Below are 21,279 nucleotides of genomic sequence, written 5' to 3' on the forward strand. Positions count from 1 at the left end.
TTTATCTGAACTCAAGTTTTTATTTCAAAGAAAAATGTTCTGCTAATGGACCAAGCGTTAAGGCTGGGAAGAAGGCAAGAGCTACTAGGATTAGAATTACGGCAAACATTAGTATCCCAAACGTCAAGGTATCGAGCTGTAAAGTTCCTGCACCAGAGGGGATATGCTTTTTCTTCGCCAAAATTCCCGCAATAGCCACTGGACCAATAATGGGGATATATCTACTCAAAATCAGGACAATACCTGTTGAGATATTCCAGAATGGCGTATTGTCACCTAGTCCCTCAAAACCAGAACCGTTGTTTGCTGCCGAGGAAGTATATTCATAAAGCATTTCTGAAAAGCCATGAAATCCTGGGTTGTTGAGCCAACCAATATCGGGTTTTTGATGTGCCACATAAGCAGCTATTCCCGTTCCTAGCAAAATCAAGAAGGGGTGTAAAAGTGCGATGAGCGTGGCAATTTTCATTTCTCGTGCTTCAATCTTTTTCCCAAACAATTCAGGGGTACGTCCTACCATCAAACCTGCAATAAATACGGCAATGATGATAAACACATAAAAGTTCAGAAAACCTACACCAACGCCTCCATAAAGTGCATTAATCATCATGCCTAACAGAGCGCTCATTCCTGTCAGCGGCATCAAACTATCGTGCATCGCATTGACCGAACCGTTGGAAGTAACTGTCGTAATGATTGCCCAATAGGTGGAAAGAGTTGTTCCAAAACGTGTTTCTTTTCCCTCCATGTTTCCCAAAGTTTGAGCTACTCCCAAATGGTCAACAGCGGGATTACCTTGCCATTCGAAATATAAGGCAGGAGCTATAAGCGCCAAGAAACCTACGGTCATTACCCCAAAAATTACCAAAGCCAATTTTTTACGATTGAGGTAAAATCCTAAGGCAAAGACCATTGCAATGGGAATCAAGATAATGCTGATACTTTCAATAGCATTACTCCAATAGGTAGGGTTTTCGAGTGGGTGACTAGAGTTTGCGCCAAAAAAACCACCACCATTAGTCCCTAATTGCTTGATAGCGACCATCGCTGCGGCTGGTCCACGAGCCACTTGAACGGCATTTCCTTCAAGCGTATGAATACTGGCTTTTCCCTCAATATTCATCGGAACACCTTCGAAAAGTAGCAATCCTGCCACGATCAATGCTAACGGTAGCAAAATACGTGTGTTCGATTGAATGAAATAAGTATAAAAATTTCCTAGTTTTTGACTTGTTTGCTCACGCATGGCCTTAAATACTACAGCACATGCAGCCATACCTGTTGCGGCAGTGACAAATTGCAAAAACATCAAGCAGGTAATTTGACCTAAATAGGACATTCCTGTTTCGCCTGAGTAGTGTTGTAAGTTACAGTTTACCAAAAACGATACGGCAGTATTAAAAGCCAAATCGGGAGACATAGAAGGGTTGTGGTCGGGATTCCACGGAAGCCATCCTTGGTTCATCAAAATAAACATAGCGAACAAAAACCAAATCAGGTTGATGCTTAAAAGTGCTTTTAAACTTTCTTGCCAAGTCATTTCGAGCTTGGGATTGATTCCGCCAATTTTATAAAAAAGTCTTTCTATGCCTCCAAATATTTTGTCGCTCCAATGCGGAGCACCAGTATAAATGGCAGAAATATATTTTCCTAAAGGCCATGCCAGTAAAATTGTAAGTACAAAGATGGCAACAATGCCTAATAAATCAGTTTCCATGTTGGGTAATAGGGATTTTCAAAATTGAGAGTTTTCCTACAATTGCGATAGTTGATAGTTAGGCTAAAATTTTTCAGGTTTTAATAAAACATAAAATAAATAGCCAAAAACAGCGATGGATAAAACCAGCAATAGCGTCATCATGATGAATAGGGTTTTGTGTGTTAAATTTTTTCAAAAAAATCTATCGTCCAATCGAATAGATAGAAGGCCAAAAGACCTAAAAGCACGAGAATGATGGTAAGTAGCATTTTTTTAGGGTTTTTATTTGTTCTTTGCTACTAGGTGTGCCAAAGTCTATTCCAATTCTGCAATTTTTACTATAAAATAATTATAATAAACTGATTTACAGGTGGTTGTTTTTATGATTTAAATTTTGGAAAAAAAATGACAAATAAGAAACCCTTCCAAAATGAAAGGGTTTTTACCAAAATGGAAATGATTGTGAATGTGTTATAGCATAGTTCGAGACGAGTTCTTTTTACACAGTTTGTAAACTGTATAAAAAGATAGTCCAAGACAAAGTCTTGAACTAGTAGTATTTCAGAAAATAATTAAAACCTTTTGCCGAAAGCGTATATCAGATTTTAAGCGAGATACCATACTCTTCCATTTTGCGATAAAGTGTTGTAAGACCAATATTGAGCAGTCGTGCAGTTTCGGTCTTGTTGCCTTTGGTATTTTGTAGTACTTTTTCGATATGAAATTTTTCTACCGATTGTAAATCCAGACCACTTGGAGCATCGGCTTGAGCATGGTGAATGAGATTGGGAGGAAGGCAATCTTTTTGCAATACACCATCATTTTGTAGAATTAACGCACGTTCGATAATGTTTTTCAGTTCACGAATATTGCCTGGCCAAGTATAGTTTTCAAGTATTTGCTGAAACTCAGACGACATGGTAACTTGTTGAAAACCATATTTTTTGCTTAAATCTTTGATAAAATGTTTGCTCAAAAGTGCAATATCCGTTTTGCGTTCACGTAAGGCAGGAAGTGAAATCTGGAACACCGAAAGACGATAATACAAGTCCAGACGGAAATGTCCTGTTTGAGATTCCTTTTCTAAATCTCGGTTGGTCGCCGAAATTACTCGAACATCCACTTTGACTTCCTTAGTGTCGCCCACGCGTAAAAAAGTACCAGATTCTAAAACTCTTAAAAGTTTCGCTTGAAGATCGAGCGACATTTCACCTATTTCATCGAGAAATATAGTGCCTTTGTGCGCTACCTCAAATAAGCCTTTTTTGTCTTTCAGCGCACCTGTAAATGCCCCAGCTTTATGCCCAAATAATTCTGATTCAAGGATTTCTCGTGAAAAAGCTGCGCAGTTAATGGCTACGAAGTTTTCTTTTTGTCGTGTAGATGCTTCGTGAATTGCTTGGGCAAAAACTTCTTTTCCTGTGCCTGTTTCGCCCGTCAACAAAACGGTTGTGCTGGTTTGTGCCACCCGTTTTGCCATATTTACCGCATTTTCAATAATAGAAGTTTTACCTATTACCTTATCAAAACCCGTTAATGATACTTCAGAAGTTTTTGCTTGATTGGCTTTTTGCATCGCCAAATCTAGCATGGGAATCATTTTTTCATTATCGTCTCCTTTTACCAAATAATCAAAAGCACCGTTTTTCATGGCCTTAACACCATCTTGAATCGTGCCATAGGCTGTCATTACGATAATTTCGAGATAAGGATACTGAGATTTTAATTTTGCTGTAAAGTCAACTCCGTTGCCATCGGGTAGCTTTACATCGGACATCACGACTTTTATGGGTTGTCGTTCAAGTATTTGCCATGCCGATTTAAGGTCTCCCGCTTCAAATACAGTGTAATCTTCCAACTCCACAATACGTTTGAGCAGTCCACGTAACTGCTTTTCATCATCAATAATCAATACCACACCTTTTGATTCCATAAATTTTCTTTTGTTGACTTATGCTACAAAGTAAATAGAATTATCCTTAGGGTGTATGAATGAAGAGATGTTGTTTATGTCGGAGTGCTGATTTTTGATTTCGGAATTGGGTTTATTTTTTTACTATTGTAAAGCAAAAGTTCTCTCGAAGTTCGTGATTTGTGGTTGAGTGATTTTCCTTAAATCACTCAACCACAAATCACGAAATCACTCAATAGATAACCACGCTTTTACTTCGTTATTTCAAAGTTGTAACTACCAGATTCTAATGGGATTATGATAAAACCTTTTTCTGATTTAATACCTTTCCATGTACTTATTGATTTACCATTTTCGGTAATTTGAGCGATTGATTTAGCTGGTAAATAAAGTGTTGCGCTGGTATTGGTAGGTACAGTAGCATGATAACTCCAAGTATTTCCTGAACTTTTCCAAGCGCTATTAATACGTCCATACATGGAATCATAATGCCCTTTGGCTTCTGTAATTTGTCCATTTGGATCAGGAGTTGGCATTAGGATAAATTCCTTAAAGCCAGCTTTTGTTGGATGTCTTTGAATACCCAATGAATAATTGTACATCCAAGCGGCTACTGCACCAAATGAATAGTGATTGAAGGAGTTCATACTATTATTTCCTCCAAAACCATTTTCGACGGTATATGAATTGAGGCGTTCCCAAATGGATGTTGCGCCATTGACTACTGAATATAACCAAGATGGATACTGTTTATTTGTCAAAAGCTTGTAAGCTAAATCATGGTTTCCATTGCCTGAAAGGGCTTCACTGATGGACGCTGTGCCGATGAATCCTGTCATAAGTGAATATGCAGGACGTTCGATACTACTATCATCTTTGTTGGTTCTTGAAACGGTTTCATTCAAATGTTGAATAGCGTATGGTTTGTTGTTTTCGTCAAAAGCATCCAATGCCAATGGAATAGCATACGAAGCTTGGGTATCTATAACTACTCCCTTATCGGTTTTCCCTGTACCTTCTTTTTCGTTTGGTGCACCCATAAAACCTGTTTTTACACCAGATTTTACGGTTCTATGAGAGTTTTTGTCAACATAAATGTCGTTGAAAGCTTTTTTGATTTCTAAACTTCTTTTCAATAGGGCGTCAGATTCCTCTTTTTTACCTAAAATTGCAGCCATTTGACTCATTAATTTCAAATCATACGAGAAATACGCCATCCAGAACAGCGTGTTATCATTTTTGTTCCCTTCTGGACTAAGCCAGTCGCCTAAAGGACCTTCGTTGAGGATACCCGTATTTTTTTCAATTTTTGATTCCAAGAAGTTGATATACTTTTTCATGGCATCAAAATGTTCTCCTAACAACTGAATATCACCATATTGACGATATGTTTCCCAAGCGACAACAATCCCAGCACTACCCCAAAGCGTACCTCCAAAACCACCACCAAGCGGAGCAACATCGGTAAAACGTCCATTTTCGGCCTGTACATCACGCATGGCTAAAAGGTGTCGTCTCAAGAATGCATTGGCATCGGTCAGATAGGTAGCCGTTTTGGAAAATACAGAAATATCCCCACTCCAGCCCATGCGCTCATTACGAGCGGGTGTATCCGTTGGAATTGAAAGGAAGTTACTACGCAATGACCAAGTAATGTTTTGCCAAAGTTTATTGACTAATGGGTCTGAGGTTTCATAGCTTGAGGATAGATCATTTACTGAGCTGATTACCAGTCCCTTAATGTCGGCAACAGGAATAGCTTGTTGGATGCCTGTAATTTCTAAATAACGGTATCCATGGAAAGTAAATCTTGGTTGAATTACCTCGTCCCCACCTTTCAAGATATATTGGTCGGTGGTGAGTGCTGCACGGATATTTTCCATCATAATCATACCTTCATTTCCTTTATATGCCCCCAAATTAGGATATTTGATTTCGGCATATCGCATGGTGATGACTTGTCCTTTTTGACCATTCTTAATCTGAATTTGTGGAAACCCTACCATATTTTGCCCCATGTCATAGACAAAAACTTTTGGACGAACTTCCTCAACACTCTGTGCTTGAAGCGTTTTGACAATGGTCGCATTTTCACCAATCTGTCCAATTAATTTGAAATCATTGTAATCAAAAGTAGATTTTTGACCAAAAGCATCACTAAAAGTTCCCATATAAGAATTGCCTTCGAGGGGTACTTCTACAGCTTTTTTCCATGATTTATCATCATAGCTGCTCAATGTCCATCCTTGAATAGGGGTTTCTTTGGTAGCATCATAAACCTCTCCTTGGAAAAACGAACCATATCTAACAGGTCCATCGGTATTGAGTTTCCAAGTGTTTGGATTTGAATCTACTACTTGTTCTGAGCCATCGGCATAAGTGATGATTATTTTAGCCAAAAGAGATTGTCTATCGCCAAAGAAGTTCCAATGGTTGCCACTGTAAGTAATATTACCACTCCACCAGCCTTCGCTCATCCATGTACCTAAGGCATTTTTTCCTGTTGAAATGGCAGAGGTAATGTCAAAAGTTTGATAGGTATGATTCTTATTATATTGTGTTAGCCCTGGGTTGAAATATTCATTACTCACTCGTTTTCCATTGAGATATGCCTCATAAATCCCTCTTGCAGTAATATACAAACGAGCTTTCTGAATTTTTTTAGGACTTACCTCAAAGGTTGTACGAAGCATTGGCTCAGCATTTCGTGTTGTATTTGTTGTTGCCAAGGTATTTTCGACACGATACCTTTGTCCATCTTTTGTTATACCATTTCCCGAAAAATTAGAAGCATTTGTATCCTTGAAAATAGCGTTTGATGGAAAGCGATAGTTTTTGACCGTAATATCTGAAAAATAAGCAACCTGCTTTTCCCCCGTTTTAAAACCCATATCGGCTAGCATAGGATAACTCAAATAGTCATTGCCTGCGCCAACTGGATTGAGGTTAAGTCCTTTGGGACCAAATCGCGAGTTGGAATCAAAAGAAGGGTCTTTTAGTTTGTGAGCCTCATCGTTACCATCCATATAAAACTCAAATAGACCAAAAATAGATTCAGCTAGAATCTGGTGCTTTTGGTATTTATTAGACTGATTAATAAGGGATTGAGGAATGGTAATGACCTTTACAGGAATATTTTCTTGATCTGTTTTTGTATAGCCCACTCGATAAATATTGAGCTTTGCGTTGGTGCTAGGCTCAGAGGTTAGTGAACTAATATCCAATTCTATGGCAATATAGCTTTCATTGTTTTGGTGTTCTACCCCCATATAGTTAAGATAGCGGTTGGCGAGACGTTGGTCATTAGCGCCAAAAATAAAGGACGCTTTTGTGCTCTGGCTAGCTTCGTCAAGTTGGATAGCATAAGAAAGCTTGAATACCGAAAGCGCATGAGGATAAAAAACAAGGTCTTCGTCAGTTCCACCTATCCATTTAGCTTGTCCCCAAGCCTCTTGTTTGGAATTCATAAAGCCCGTTTCGAACCATGAGTTTGCCGTTGAACTTTTACCTTTATTATCCCAAACCGTTACAGACCATGTGTATTTGGTACGAACCTGCAAGGGTTTTCCTTCGTATTGAATGGCGTGAGAAATTCCTGAATTGACTTTTCCTGATTGCCAAACGATCTGATTTTTTTGATCGATTACCTTTAACTCATAAGCGATTTGTGATAGACCTTTAACGGAATTTGAGGCTTTCATTTGCCATGAAAACTGAGGAATGGTCAAATCTGTGCCAATTGGCTGTGTTTGATAATTGACTTGAAGTTTTTGTAAGCTAAAATTTGCCCAGACCGCTGGAATGCTCCACAAGCTTACTAGCAAAAGTAGCAATAGACCTTTTTTCATAGGATAGTATTGATAATGTTCTAAAAAAGATGGAATTAGTTCAAATTTAGCCTTTTCCAACTGACAACTATCATATACTGTCTATGTTAATAAGGAAAAAAGTAGGCATTTTGTTAGTAATATTTTGATAATCAGAATTTTATGTATTTTTCTTTTTGATACAATGAATTAAAATTATTTTGTAAAAACTATATATAATGATAAAAATTCTTTGCTAGGCAAATGCTCCACCGTCTACTGCCATACAATGCCCAGTAATAAAACTTGATTCTTGGCTACATAACCAAAGCGCTACATCAGCTACTTCTTGCGGCTGTCCCATACGCTTCATTCTTTGAAAATTGATGGCCTGTTGTAATGCCTCAGGGTTCTCGGCTAATTTCCGACGACCTTGCATAATCATGGGTGTTTCGATGGCTGTAGGACAAATGGCATTGATACGAATATTTTTGGTGGCATATTCAATCGCTGCAGATTTTACTAAACCATTGACCCCATGTTTGGAAGCAGCATAAGGAGAGTTTTCGGGCTGTCCAACCAAACCAGCTGCCGACGATACACATACAATGTTACCCCCTCCTTGTTTTAGCATTTGTTCTATCTGAAATTTGACACAATACCATGTGCCAATAAGGTTAATTTGTATCTGGTTAATCCAGTCTTCCTCAGGGTATTCATGAACGGGCTTTGATACTGTTCCTGCAATTCCAGCGCAGTTGACCGCCACATCGATTCTTCCAAAATGTTGAATAGCGTTCTCTATTACATATAATACTTCTGCTCTTTTTCCGATATTACATGCGACAAAAATGGCATCATTGCCCAAAGCTTTGACTTCTTCCAATACATGGTTACCAAACTCGGGGTTAATATCTGCTAAAATCACTTTCGCCCCTTCTTTGGCAAACGCTAGTGCTGTTGCTCGACCAATACCAGAAGCAGCACCAGTGACCAAGGCTATTTTATTTTCAAATCTTTTCATGTTAAAAATGTCGTTTAATTTCCATCGCTAATGGTTGTTCCACCATCGACGATGATATTTTGCCCTGTAATAAATCCGCCTGCTTGGGAAGCTAGCATAACGGCAACGCCTGCAATTTCATCGGGTAAACCTACACGGCGCAATGGAGTGAGTGCTAATCTTTTTTCGAGAAACTCTTTGTTTGAAAGGAGTTCTTTGGCAAATGGGGTATCGATCATCCCAGGCGAAATAGCATTGGCTCTGATATTTAAAGGGCCATACTCAACAGCTACGTTTCGAGCTAGTTGTACTAATCCTGCCTTGGTTATGCCGTATAAACCTAATGATTTGTTGCCTCGTACACTGGCAATGCTTGATAGGTAAATGATTGAACCACCTCCGTTTTCTCGCATTGAAGGAATCACAAGCTGAGTTAACTCAAGTGCTTGTAATAGATTGATTTGCATCATTTTTGAAAAATCTTGAGTAGAGATATTTTCCAACGACCCAGCCAATCCAATGCCGACGCAACTGACAAGAATATCTATTTTTCCAGTAATTTGTAGGGCATCATTCACCAAGGTTTTTACTTGGTCAGAATCGCTAACATCACAGACTTTTGCCCAAGTAGTGATACCTTTTTGAGAAAACTCTTCTTTCACTTGCTCACAAGCAAGCTCATCATTGCTGGCAATGATAAGTGTAGCTCCATGATAACCCAATGCCTCGGCAATGGCTTTGCCCATGCCGCTTGTTGCGCCAGTAACTAGCGCTACTCTTCCTGTTAAGTCAAAAAGGTTTTTCATAATTGACAATATCCTATTTCCAATGAATCATTTTCTGACCACTTACAGGACTTTCGAAAAAAGGAATCCGAGTTCCCCGCAGACTACCTAAGTAAACAGTTTTGAGATCTTTTCCTCCAAAACTCAAACTTGCCATCCATGGGCAAAGTGTTCCTTGTGTTGCCATTAATATTTCGGGCGTGACTACTTGATTTTGATAGGCTTCAAACAAAGCAGCTTTGCTTTGCGGATTGCTATCATCCAATAAGGTAATTACTTCACCATCAGGAGTAATAGCAATTAGTTCATCCGTAAAAATGAGCGTTATCCAAAGATTTCCGTAAGCATCAAAAGCAAAGCCATCAGGAAAGCCACCTAGTTGAGAAGGACCATAAACTTCCCGATTATACAAATCTCCGTTGGGTTTTACCCGCATACGACTGATACGCCAAGCAGTACTTTCGACTATGTAAAGCCATTCTTCTTGGTCATCAAAACGAATTTCGTTGGTACCACAAAAGCCATCAGCAACGATTCTGACGCCATTTTCGTCCATCAAAGCAATATAGCCATCATTGGCACGGGTATTAATTTGATCGCTCCAAGGTTCGGTTCGGGTGGTAACCGTAAACCAAATTCGCCCCTTGGAATCACGAAGGGGAAAATTAGTTTTTCCTAGTGGCTGCCCATCTATCTCCGTCACAAGTGTAGATAATGAGCCTGTTCGACTTAATTTTTCTATATGATTTGTACCCCAATTGGCGATAATAAACTCTCCGTTTTTATCAAAACAAACCCCATTTGGCAGAGAGCCTTGCGCCTGAATATAGCGTTTATCGTTTCGGTCGTCACCGTTTGGGGCTGAGCTGATATTCTCAATAGTAAAAGGATTTAAGAGTTCTTGCGTACCATCATGACGCATTTTTACTAACCCGCCTCGTGCATCTGCCGCCCAAACGGTTCCGTCTGGTTCGGTCAAAATACATTCTGGACGCTGTAGGTTTTGACCCAGAAATCCAATCGATTCTCGATTAACTTGCCAACCTTTGAGTGGATTTGGCGAATGATGTTTGATGAGCATACGTGGATGATTTGCTATGATTTTATGAATAAAAACTCATTTCTGGAACGTTCTCAGGTACAATCAATTTGCCTTCGGTTACATCAATAATTTGCTGAACACTTATACCTGGCGCACGTTCCAGAAGTATAAATCCGCCTTTGGGGTGAATCGACAAGACCGCCAACTCCGTAACAATTTTCTTAACACATGACTTGCCTGTAAGAGGTAACGAACAAGAAGACAGTAATTTAGACTTTCCATCCTTACTCACGTGCTGCATAGCTACGATGATATTTTGTGCCGATGCCACCAAATCCATTGCTCCGCCCATACCTTTGACCATTTTGCCTGGAATTTTCCAGTTGGCAATATCTCCATTTTCCGAAACCTCCATCGCTCCCAAAATTGTTAAGTGGATGTGTCCACCACGAATCATGGCAAAACTTTCGGCTGAACTAAATAGTGAGGCTCCTGCTTGTATCGTAATAGTCTGTTTGCCAGCGTTGATTAAATCGGCGTCGACCGAAGTTTCATCTGGAAAAGATCCAATGCCCAATAAGCCATTTTCAGATTGAAGTGTTACAGCTATGCCTTCTGGAATATAATTAGCGACTAAGGTTGGTATGCCAATGCCTAGGTTGACGTAATAGCCATTTTTTAGCTCTTGAGCGATGCGTTGAGCAATTTGATTTTTTGAAAGTCCTTGCCCTTGTATGATATTTTCAGGCTTCTCGGTTGTGCTATTTGATGCTTTAATGGTTCGCTGTTCAATACGTTTTTGATAATCTTTTCCTTCAAAAATTCGGTGAACATATATGCCTGACACATGGATTTGATTTGGGTCAAGACTTCCTACGGGAACAAGTTCCTCAACCTCGGCAATACATATTTTGCCTGCCGACGCCATCATTTCGTTAAAATTACGGGCTGTTCCTCTAAATATTAAATTACCTGAAGCATCGCCTTTCCATGCTTTGATGATAGAGAAATCAGCTTTTAACCACGATTCCATCAAATATTTTTTCCCCTCAAACTCACGCATTTCTTTACCTTCAGCTACTTCTGTACCTACACCAGCAGGCGTAAAGAAAGCAGGGATTCCTGCGCCACCTGCTCTGATTCGTTCGGCTAGAGTACCTTGCGGAAGCAATTCGACGGCGAGTTCTCCAGATAATAATTGACGTTCGAATTCTTTGTTTTCGCCCACATACGAAGAAATCATTTTCTTCACTTGCTTTTGTGCCAACATCAAGCCAATGCCAAATCCATCAACTCCTGCATTGTTTGAAATACAAGTTAATTGTGAGATCTTCTTTTCTACCAAAGCTTGAATAGAGTTTTCGGGAATTCCACATAGCCCAAAACCACCCAACATTAGAATGGCTCCATCTTTAATATCCCTGATTGCCTCTTGGGCATTTGATGCAACTTTGTTCATAGTGAGTTATTTAGAGTGCTGAATGGTGGGTGAGGAGTTTTAATATCTTATTACCTAACTCGAAACACTTCACTTTTAGATAAATGTTGTTTTTGGGAAAATGAGAACAACTTATCAGTTTATTCAACAGACAAAAATATTTAGATATTATTGTGAAAAATTAGCACTATACAGGTATTAGTATGCAGAATCAGATATTTTTCTATTTTTACAATAGAAAATATACTTAGTTCTTAACAATTAATATATAGAGGAGCCTTTGAAAAAGAGCTATTAAAAGTAAAAGGGTTCTATAAGAAAAATCTTATAGAACCCTTTTACTGAAAAATATGATGTTTAATTACTGGATTAACAACTTGATAGTATTGGTATTATTGAGTTGTATGAAGTAAATGCCAGCACTAAAATGTTGAATGGGAATTTCTATACTACCTTTGAAGGACCCAGAATATTTCTCATTTCCAAAGGCATCTATTAGTCTTATTTGCGTATTTCCTTGGTAATCAACCTTTACTGTAACTTTATCACTCGAAGGATTGGGATATACATTCACTTGTGAATTAATCCCCTCATCAATTCCCAAAGGAAGCAATACTTCTATTGTTACTTTGGCAGTATTAGAGCAACCGTTTTCATCAATACCATTTACGATATATGTTCCTGAATACTTGGAGTCTACGGAGGAAATACTTGGATTCTGAACTGACGAAGTAAACCCAGCGGGACCAGTCTAAGCATAGTTATTGGCACCAGATGCCTTTAATTCAAGTGTTTGAGTTTGATAAACTTGATTTGGAGCTGTTATTGTTATGTTGGGAAGGTCGTTGACTAGCACCTTAGCCGAATCCAGATTTGCACAACCATTTACATCTGTTCCTTTTACTTTAATCAAAAGTTGATTCATGGCAGAAGTTGCGTTTGGAACTTCTAACGTACCATTCGCATTGGCATACACCTTTTGATTAAAAGTATAATCGTAAGATTTGGCTCCCGTTGCTTTAAAAGCAAGAGTTTCACCAACACAAGCGGTATCAGTCACTAGTTTAATCACTGGTAAAGCATAGATTGTACCCTTAAGCGTATCCTTGTAAGCCATTTTAGTGGTACCAGCATCTATTCGTAACGTGAAAGTACCTGTTGAAATGTTATTAGTTTCAGATTGCCAGACGGTTTGACTACTGTTAGTTTGTTGAGTTGACTTTAGCGTATAGTCCTTTCCATTGGCTTGTATCACTTGGGAAAAACTAGTGTTTGCATCAATATCGCCCAAAATGCGACCATACACTTTGATGGGTTGACTATAACAAGCTTTTGATAAACTATCTAATCGCAATACAGGTATTACAGTCACATTGGTGTTAGTTGGAGTGCCTGAGCATCCTTCGAAATAACATTTTGCTGTGAAGGTAGTAGTAGATAATGGATTGATAGTAAGTAGATTACTTGAAGTTAGACTTGCTCCAGTATCTTTTTTGTTATTCCAGCTCCATTGAGTTTGAGTACATCCTTCAGCTTTTAGAGATACCTGCTGACCATATTCTATTTCGTTGTTCGAAGTGCTAAAAGAGGGAGTGCTCAACGTATTTGTACAGGTGTTATAGCGCACTACATAGCCGTCATAGGCAAACCAAAATAACCCATTATTATCAATCAACATTTTTCTTAAACCACTTTCTTGGATCTCTACATTTGCCAATATTTTCCAATCTCCTCCTGTATATTGTAAAATTCGGTTTGAATCCCAGGCGAAAATATCTCCAGCACTGTTTTCTGCAAAAAGTCGAGGAGAAATGATATTTCCTGTTTTAGCTTTATTCAAGCTCCAAGTATTTCCATCATACATCAATACTCCATTAGTATTAGAAGCCCACAAGCGGTTTTTACTATCCAAAAATGTAGTGATATAAGGAGCAGTAAGTTCGGGCATTGTTGATCCTGTAAATTCTACCGAGCTTCCATCGTTAGTATTAAATCGTTTCAGCGATGCTTTATTAGTCTGTGAAAATATATAGGCTTGCCAAACATAATCTTTGTTCCAAACTAGATTGCCCAGTCTAGCTTGCTCGCTTGATGTAGGTACTATGTTGAATGCTCGATTCAGATTACTCCCTGAGATTTTATAAAATACCAAGCCACTTACATTACTTAAAGTGCCCATAAGGTAATTATTGGAAATATCTAAGTACATCGGATTAAAATCAGATGAGGTATTGAGTATGGTTGAACTTACCAAATTGCCTGTGGTATTATCCAAAATATTCAAAGCATAGACATTAGCTGGAAAGGAGCCTTGATAGGATATTCGTTTACTCACTTGAGTAATGACTCCTGATTGGTTTTGATTATTAGAACCGTAAAGGATTGTGGCACGAGCACCAACACTCCCACCACTTGTATTATTATTTAGCGCTAATTTTTGCCCAGTAAGTGTATTAATCAATACCAACCCTCCATAAGATAAATAAGCCAAATGGTTTGTTGCCATATACGCATTGGCATTAGATGTCTGCATAGCTAGCTCATTATCAAATCCTTGGTATTTGACTAAGTTGCTGTCGACGCTACTTATTTTATTTACGAAAGAAACGCTTCTCGAATTGAGGACACCCTTGGGATAAAAACTAAGAGGATTCTCTTTATCTCTCGACAATTCGTAGGTTACCGTATAAGATTGACTGTTTTCTAAGGCTGGAATTTTGTAAATGTATCCATAGTTAGCAATACTAGTAGGAGCATATTTCTTTTGGTAAACGAGGGTGTTGGGACTGTTTGTTTTCACAATTGAAAGTTTGGCAACTGATTCGCCAGCGGTATATGCTTCGTCGGTGGTAATCGTTCGTGCTATCGATGGATTAGACACCTGCGTTGTAACAGGATTTTGGTAGGAACTTTGTGCAAATATTACTTTTCTATCTGACCAAGCACTTTTGGTTGTTTCGTTAATGGCTCGTATCCTCCAGCCCATTCTGTAGTAAAATGAGCCTATATAGAAGCTATTTTCACTACCAGTAAAAGTGAGACTATAGCATGGGTTTGAAAATGTATTGTCATGGACATAGGCAAATTGTACCTCATAAGATTTAGCACCAACACTTGGTGTAATTTTTATAGTATTTAATTTCCCTGCATCAAAAGTCGTCCAATAAAAAGACATCGCATTAGTACTTGGTGGCAGCAGGCTGTTTTCGGCTATAATTAAGGTACAAACATTACTCCACCCAGATTTCCCCAGTTTATTAGTAGCCATTACCCTTAAATAGTATTTTGCTGGTGCTTCCAAATTAGCTAACTGAATATAAGAGCTATTGGTAGTATCTTGGCTAATAACTTTCTTGAAATCAGTATCTAAAGCTACTTGAACTACATATTGGTCTGCCATAATAGAGGCATCCCACACAAAAAATGGATTGGTATTGATGGCAAAAAAACTAGGTAATAACACATTCGATACCGTACCTGTGATTTCTTGCATATTGGAAGATGCGTGTTGTTCCATAACTGCTTGGCACAATGGATGAAACTCATCTTTAGCTTGGCAATAACTCATAATAGAACCCTTAATAATTTCTAAAGATTTCTCATAACAAGCGCCTTCAGCAGCATAACAATAGTCAATCGGTCCTCCTGGCCATGAACAGCTTTGTGTATGAGGCGAACCAAAGTTATGTCCTAGCTCATGCGCAATAACATTTAAGTTGCCAAGTCCCCATGGACAAACAGACTCTCGTCCTCCGAGATAAGCTACCCCACCTGCACCAGAAAAGGATTTCGCCGTCAGATATATTACTTTATCATACTGCTTTCTAAGCTTGTAAAGCTTTCCATTGATATTGGAAGGGTTCCAATTATAATAAAGCCTATCCAACATTGTATAAATATCAGAGGTGTCAAAGTAAGGGTCAGACTGAGCTGTGGTCCAAAAGTTAAAACACGTGACCACCAGCTTAATATTCATGTCTCTTTCATACACTTTTGATACCTGACTAATTTGTAAGATAGCCTCTTTCTTAATCAAATTGGTATCACCATTGTATAATTGATAGGTTGGATAATCCACCTCTATGGCAATTCGGGCAACCCTCCCAGGGCTGACAGTTGTACGACTGGCTCTCTTTTGATTGATATACTTTTGAGCATTCTGGATAAAGGCTAGGTTTTCAGCAGATATTTTTGATTCATCTGTGCCACAGGCAACACTAGGCTTGTTAGGTTCGGTTAACAACTGACCTAAACAAAACTGGAAGGTCATCATAAAACCCATTAGGAGTAGAAACGTTTTTTTCATAGGGTAATTTGAAATTGTTTAGACAAAGAAAATGAGAAAGTCTGATAATTTTTTTGAGTAAAACCTGTAAATATCTATACAAAAATATTTTTTATTTAGTAAAATCAAAAGTCTACTAAAGATAATTTTAAAAATTACCCAAGTGAAGTAAAAGTGCTGAATGATGAGTGATAAGTTTTGAGTATAATTTTATGATTACCAATATTTTATCTCAGTAATTCCTTCACATTAATTTTGCGAGATTGCTTAAGTTAGAGGGAAAATTGAATGTAAACATTGTGTTTTCGGTAAAACATTTCTTGTATAAAAGTAGCAGTTTTTCTTCCTAAAGCCTACGGTTTATAGCCTATAGCAGATGAATACAATTTTATTATCTATCTGATGGATTTACAGAAAATGATACAGATTTCAGAAAAACATCTTAGTTTTCGAGGATTATTATAAAATCCCCCTAAACATAATGAAACGCAAACCTTTACTATGGATTCTTTGTCTGTGGGTAGCTCCGCAGTTGTACGCCCAACAAGCTACAATTGTACAAATTGAGACAAAATCTAATTCATTAATCCTCAAATCAGACGAGAATAAACGTCTTCGAACCATCTATTTTGGCAAAAAACTCCAAAATAAAGAGGAAGCAAAATGGATTCCTACCCCAAGTAAATCTACCGATGATAATTCGGGTATTTGTAATGCCGTTTACACGCCCAGCGGTTCTTGGAGTATGTTTGAGCCTGCCATCAGTATCACTCACGCCGACGGTAATATCTCTACCGAATTACTGTTTCAAAGTGTTCAGGAGCAGAAAGAAAGTGAAAATGTGTCGCTAACCACTATTTTGCTCAAAGACCCTGTGTACCAGACAGAAGTAAAGCTTTTCTACAAAACATATATCCAAGAAGATGTAATTGAGCAATGGACAGAGATTAAAAATCTTGAAAAAGGTACTATCACGTTGCAGAAATATGCATCGGCAAACTTATATCTCAATGCGGAAAAGTTTTATCTGACTAACTATTATGGCAACTGGGCACAAGAAATGCGTCCTAAAGAAATGGAGCTAACGGGTGGTATAAAAGTGCTAGATTCAAAATTAGGCACTCGAACCAATTTGTTTGAACCTCCCACTTTTACGATTGCGCTCAACAAGGCCTCAGCAGAAGATGAAGGTGAGGTTTTGCTAGGAAATTTGGGTTGGTCTGGCAATTTCAAAATAGAGTTTGAATTAGACCCTTTACATAATTTGCGCCTAATTGCAGGAATCAACCCCCATGCTTCGGCGTATCCTTTGGCAAGTAATGCCAGTTTTAAAACTCCCTCTCTTATTTATACGTTGTCACAACATGGTAAAGGATTAGCAAGTAGAAACTTCCATAATTGGGCAAGAAAATACCGTATTTTAGACGGTACAGGCGATCGTCTGACTTTGTTAAATAACTGGGAAGCGACTTATTTTGATTTTGACCAAAGCAAATTAACTAATCTTTTTAAAGATGGTAAAAAGTTAGGCGTCGATATGTTTTTGTTGGATGATGGCTGGTTTGCCAATAAATATCCTCGAAACGGAGATAATGCCGGTTTGGGAGATTGGGAAGAAAACAGAAAAAAGCTACCCGATGGATTGGGTTATTTGATTAAAGAAGCCCAAAATACAGGTATCAAATTTGGTATTTGGCTTGAGCCAGAAATGGTAAATCCCAAAAGTGAATTGTACGAAAAACATCCTGATTGGGTCGTAAAGCAGGTACAAAGGCCCGAACATTATTTCCGTAATCAATTGGTATTGGATTTGGCAAATCCTAAGGTGCAGGACTATGTGTTTGGTGTTGTAGATAATTTATTTACTAAAAATCCAGCTTTGGCTTTTATCAAATGGGATTGTAATGCAGTGATTTTCAATGCTAACTCTGCCTTTTTACAATCGCAAGGTCAATCACAAAGCAAATTTTATGTCGACTATATCCGAGGACTTTATAGTGTTTTAGAAAGAATCCGTGCTAAATATCCCAAAGTACCTATGATGCTCTGTTCGGGCGGTGGCGGTCGTGTAGACTATGAGGCTTTGAAATACTTTACAGAGTTTTGGCCAAGTGACAATACCGAGCCACTTGAGCGTATTTTTATTCAATGGAACTACTCATATTACTTTCCAGCAATTGCGACTTGTAATCACGTAACAGACTGGGGAAAACAGCCTTTGAAATTTAGAATTGATGTGGCTATGATGGGAAAAATGGGCTTTGATATTGTGGTAGAACACCTCAAAGCTGAAGAATTGCAGTTTGCTCAAACAGCGATTCAAAATTATAACAAGCTTAAGCCTGCCATTTTACAAGGTGACCAATATCGTTTGGTTGATCCATACACTCATGATTTTGCTTCATTAATGTATGTTTCGACTGACAAAAATCAAGCGGTGATGTTCAACTATTTTGTAAGTAATCGTTATGAGTCTACAGCCAGTCCCAAACCTGTTGTATTGAAGGGTTTAGACCCCAATAAAAAATATAGAATTCAGGAAATCAATTTGTTTGGTAACCAAAAGTCAAGCCTAAATAGCAACGCCGAATACAGTGGCAGTTATTTGATGACAGTGGGTTATAATCCTGAAGTAAACAGCGGAAGAAGTAGTGTGATTTTGGAGATAGGGGCAATATAGTTAAATAGGGGTGAGGCAAAAAGGCAACAGGGATCAGTATTTACTAATGCCTAGTGCCTTTTTGCCTTACCCCTCCTAAATAACGCTATTCCTCAAAATACCAATTCCTTCAATTTCTAATTCTACTACGTCTCCTGGTTCGAGGGGACGGTGAACGCTGAAGGTATTTTCAATCAAACTACCCCACCCTAAAGTCCCTGAGCCTAGAATATCCCCTGGCATCAAGGTTACGTTATTTTCGGAGGCACGTTCTATCATTTGTTCAAAATTATAATATACGGTTTTGTAATTACCATCACATACGGTTTGACCATTGATACGAGAGGTCATTCTGACATTGAGTCTATCTCCTGCTACTTTGGGTATGCTAATTGGATCGGTAAAAACTGTTTCATCAAATGGAATACGATATTGCTCCATTTCATCGGCTGTTACGATGCAAGGACCAATGGCATTGGCAAAGTCCTTTCCTTTGTGTGGCCCTAAAGGAATCTCCATTTCTACTTTCTGAATCGCACGGGCAGTCCAATCATTAAAAATGGTGTATCCAAAAATATAAGGACGAGCTTCGGACGCTTTGAGATCTTTTCCTTTTTTACCAATAATACAGGCCATTTCTAACTCAATATCCAATTTGGTTTCTTTGACAGGACGCTGAATGTCGTCCTCAGGACCATAGATAGCTTGGTGATTGGTAAAATAAAAAATAGGCATATCATACCAAGCAGGCCCGATTTTGTGTCCAAATGAACGAGAAGCATTTTGCATGTGCATCTCAAAACCAATATAATCTCTAAAACTACGAGGGTTGGGCAAAGGCGCCAATAGCTTTACGTCGCTCAAAGAATAATGAGGCTCAACCTCTCCAAGCGCTTTGATGATTTCGAAATACTGTTCGTGATGGTCGATAAAAGTAAGCATATCGGTAGGCAAAGCAGGGCTTGCCAGTTGCATATCAACTATGGAGTCTCCAACTAACCATCCTATACGACTTTCCTTTTCTTTATTGAGAAATGTAACAAGTTTCATATACAAAGTATTTTTTGAATGTGTGAAAGGATTCGACCTTCCTATTCGATATTATATTTCAGCCGTAAGCGCCATGGTAGTTTTGCCCATAAGCATACCCATGTTGGCACCTTCAGGCAAACTTTGTCCTGAGTATTCCAACACCTCCCATTGACCCAGTGTTTCAGATGCTTCAACAACCATCTGACAACGTTGTAAACGACGGTTCATAAAATTGGCAAAAGCATCGTTGACTGAGTTTGATTTTTGTAACTCTTCAGTCAACACTACGGCATCTTCTATGGCTAGTGCTGCGCCTGACCCCAGTTGAGGAATGGTAGCATGAGCGGCATCACCAATAACGATCACCCGATTTTTATACCAAGGCTCAGTCATTTTTAAGGTTTCGAGCGTGCGATAGTTGACCAATTTAGCATCTGTCACTTGTTCTACTAGCTCCTGAACCATGGATACAGGAAATGCTCTCATATAAGATTTCAACTTTTCAACTAATTGATTTTCAGGAATCAAGGGATTGTCTCCTTCTGCTGAATTGAGGAAAATATAACAACTTTCGGCAGTCATTGGGATAATTCCAATTTTACTGTGTTTTCCAAAATAGATATACCCTGTATCCAAATCTTTGGGACGAGGAAAAGCATAACGCCAAACCGACAAGCCTACATAAGTAGGTTTGTATTCGCCAAAGACCATTTTTCGAACTTTAGAATTGATTCCATCGGCAGCAATCAAAATATCATACGAGCCCGAAGTCCCATCTGTAAAGGTCACATCGACTCCATTTTCATGGTTATTAATCGTTTCGATGGTTAAGCCCATGCGATATTTTACCCCAGTTTTCTGCGCTTCATCGAACAAAATATCATGTAAAATTTTTCTTGAAATTCCATTATGACTAGGGAAATGTCCAATCGGAGGTGTCCCAGCCTCACCAATCTGTTGACCTGTAGGAATACAAAGTTTGACTTTCCCATAAGGCGAACCACGGCGAATAGCCTCATTAGCCACGCCAATTGCATCCAGAGCACGAAGGGCATTGGCTTGTTGAATAATACCAACACCATAAACATTGAATTCTTGGTGTATTTCAACAATTTCGGGCTCGTATCCAGCTTTTTTTAAGGCAATAGCAACGGATTGTCCGCCGATTCCACCACCTACAACTAAAATCTTTTTTACCTGTGTCATTTGAGTCTTAATTTTCTAGTTATCAGAAGTTTAGATAATGTGGTAATGTTGGACAAAAGGCGGTGTTTCGAAAAAAGGACCAATCAAGGTTCGCCATTGCGTAAATAGTGCTGACTCTCGAAAGCCAACCGTGTGGTCTTCAAGCGTTTGCCAATGAATTAGCAGAATATAACGATTGTTTTGCTCCACACATTTTTGTACAGTAATATTGATAAACCCAGTTGCCTGAGCAATTACCAATTTGGCCTGCTCTAAGGCAGCTTCAAAGGCAATATTTTCGCCTTCTTTTATATCAATAGTTGCTAGTTCGAGAGTCATGATTGTATAGTTTGGAGTTGTCCTTGCCTAAAATAGGTTGCCCTCAAAAATCAACTAATGATGGCAACTTCAAAATCTAAAACTGGAAAAAGTA

At 38.6% G+C, this 21,279-nt stretch carries 14 protein-coding genes and 1 pseudogene; 1 reads left to right on the plus strand and 14 read right to left on the minus strand.

Features of this window, described 5'->3' with window-relative positions; all coding sequences use genetic code 11:
• Positions 1 to 19: 19 nt before the first annotated feature.
• From kdpA to GVN22_RS18410, 11 genes and pseudogenes are all read right to left on the minus strand, one after another.
• Positions 20 to 1,717 (minus strand): potassium-transporting ATPase subunit KdpA, encoded by a 1,698-nt coding sequence (kdpA, locus tag GVN22_RS18365; protein ID WP_166552466.1) that lies wholly within the window; start codon positions 1,715 to 1,717, stop codon positions 20 to 22.
• A 63-nt stretch (positions 1,718 to 1,780) separates the two neighbouring features.
• Entirely contained in the window at positions 1,781 to 1,861 is an 81-nt protein-coding gene (gene kdpF, locus GVN22_RS28435) for a K(+)-transporting ATPase subunit F (RefSeq protein ID WP_095164260.1), read from the minus strand.
• A gap of 436 nt (positions 1,862 to 2,297) precedes the next feature.
• Positions 2,298 to 3,632, minus strand: a complete 1,335-nt coding sequence (locus GVN22_RS18375) for a sigma-54 dependent transcriptional regulator (RefSeq protein WP_166552467.1) — start codon at positions 3,630 to 3,632, stop codon at positions 2,298 to 2,300.
• 230 nt (positions 3,633 to 3,862) lie between these two features.
• Complete coding sequence (locus GVN22_RS18380; RefSeq protein ID WP_166552468.1) at positions 3,863 to 7,459, minus strand: alpha-L-rhamnosidase; 3,597 nt, start codon at positions 7,457 to 7,459, stop codon at positions 3,863 to 3,865.
• 214 nt (positions 7,460 to 7,673) lie between these two features.
• On the minus strand, positions 7,674 to 8,441 hold the full coding sequence (locus GVN22_RS18385; RefSeq protein ID WP_166552469.1) for an SDR family NAD(P)-dependent oxidoreductase: 768 nt from the start codon (positions 8,439 to 8,441) through the stop codon (positions 7,674 to 7,676).
• A gap of 14 nt (positions 8,442 to 8,455) precedes the next feature.
• A complete protein-coding gene (locus GVN22_RS18390; RefSeq protein ID WP_166552470.1) occupies positions 8,456 to 9,226 on the minus strand; it encodes an SDR family NAD(P)-dependent oxidoreductase in 771 nt (256 codons plus the stop codon).
• A 13-nt stretch (positions 9,227 to 9,239) separates the two neighbouring features.
• Positions 9,240 to 10,286: an SMP-30/gluconolactonase/LRE family protein gene (locus GVN22_RS18395; protein ID WP_166552471.1), complete on the minus strand. Its 1,047-nt coding sequence runs from the start codon at positions 10,284 to 10,286 to the stop codon at positions 9,240 to 9,242.
• Between the two features lie 22 nt (positions 10,287 to 10,308).
• Positions 10,309 to 11,025, minus strand: coding sequence for a 3-oxoacid CoA-transferase subunit B (locus tag GVN22_RS27740; RefSeq protein ID WP_370520438.1), 717 nt, complete (start codon positions 11,023 to 11,025; stop codon positions 10,309 to 10,311).
• Positions 11,011 to 11,706, minus strand: a pseudogene (locus GVN22_RS27745) (CoA transferase subunit A); the annotation flags it as partial. The pseudogene GVN22_RS27745 and the gene GVN22_RS27740, both read right to left, overlap by 15 nt.
• 340 nt (positions 11,707 to 12,046) lie before the next feature.
• Positions 12,047 to 12,259, minus strand: coding sequence for a T9SS type A sorting domain-containing protein (locus GVN22_RS28440; protein WP_370520440.1), 213 nt, complete (start codon positions 12,257 to 12,259; stop codon positions 12,047 to 12,049).
• Positions 12,260 to 12,436: 177 nt separating this feature from the next.
• On the minus strand, positions 12,437 to 15,991 hold the full coding sequence (locus GVN22_RS18410) for a M12 family metallo-peptidase (protein WP_166552474.1): 3,555 nt from the start codon (positions 15,989 to 15,991) through the stop codon (positions 12,437 to 12,439).
• Between the two features lie 460 nt (positions 15,992 to 16,451).
• On the opposite strand from GVN22_RS18410, the gene GVN22_RS18415 reads away from it, so the two are divergent.
• On the plus strand, positions 16,452 to 18,650 hold the full coding sequence (locus GVN22_RS18415) for an alpha-galactosidase (protein ID WP_166552475.1): 2,199 nt from the start codon (positions 16,452 to 16,454) through the stop codon (positions 18,648 to 18,650).
• 75 nt (positions 18,651 to 18,725) lie between these two features.
• Here the strand turns inward: GVN22_RS18415 and GVN22_RS18420 are convergent, their stop codons facing one another.
• From GVN22_RS18420 to GVN22_RS18430, 3 genes are read right to left on the minus strand one after another with little or no spacing between them, the layout of a single operon-like run.
• Entirely contained in the window at positions 18,726 to 19,679 is a 954-nt protein-coding gene (locus GVN22_RS18420; RefSeq protein ID WP_166552476.1) for a fumarylacetoacetate hydrolase family protein, read from the minus strand.
• A 51-nt stretch (positions 19,680 to 19,730) separates the two neighbouring features.
• Complete coding sequence (locus GVN22_RS18425; protein ID WP_166552477.1) at positions 19,731 to 20,867, minus strand: FAD-dependent monooxygenase; 1,137 nt, start codon at positions 20,865 to 20,867, stop codon at positions 19,731 to 19,733.
• Between the two features lie 30 nt (positions 20,868 to 20,897).
• Positions 20,898 to 21,185, minus strand: a complete 288-nt coding sequence (locus tag GVN22_RS18430) for an antibiotic biosynthesis monooxygenase (RefSeq protein ID WP_166552478.1) — start codon at positions 21,183 to 21,185, stop codon at positions 20,898 to 20,900.
• Between the last annotated feature and the right edge of the window lie 94 nt (positions 21,186 to 21,279).

The sequence above is a fragment of the Cellulophaga sp. BC115SP genome (assembly GCF_009905545.1).
Classification (GTDB): domain Bacteria; phylum Bacteroidota; class Bacteroidia; order Cytophagales; family Spirosomataceae; genus Flectobacillus; species Flectobacillus rivi.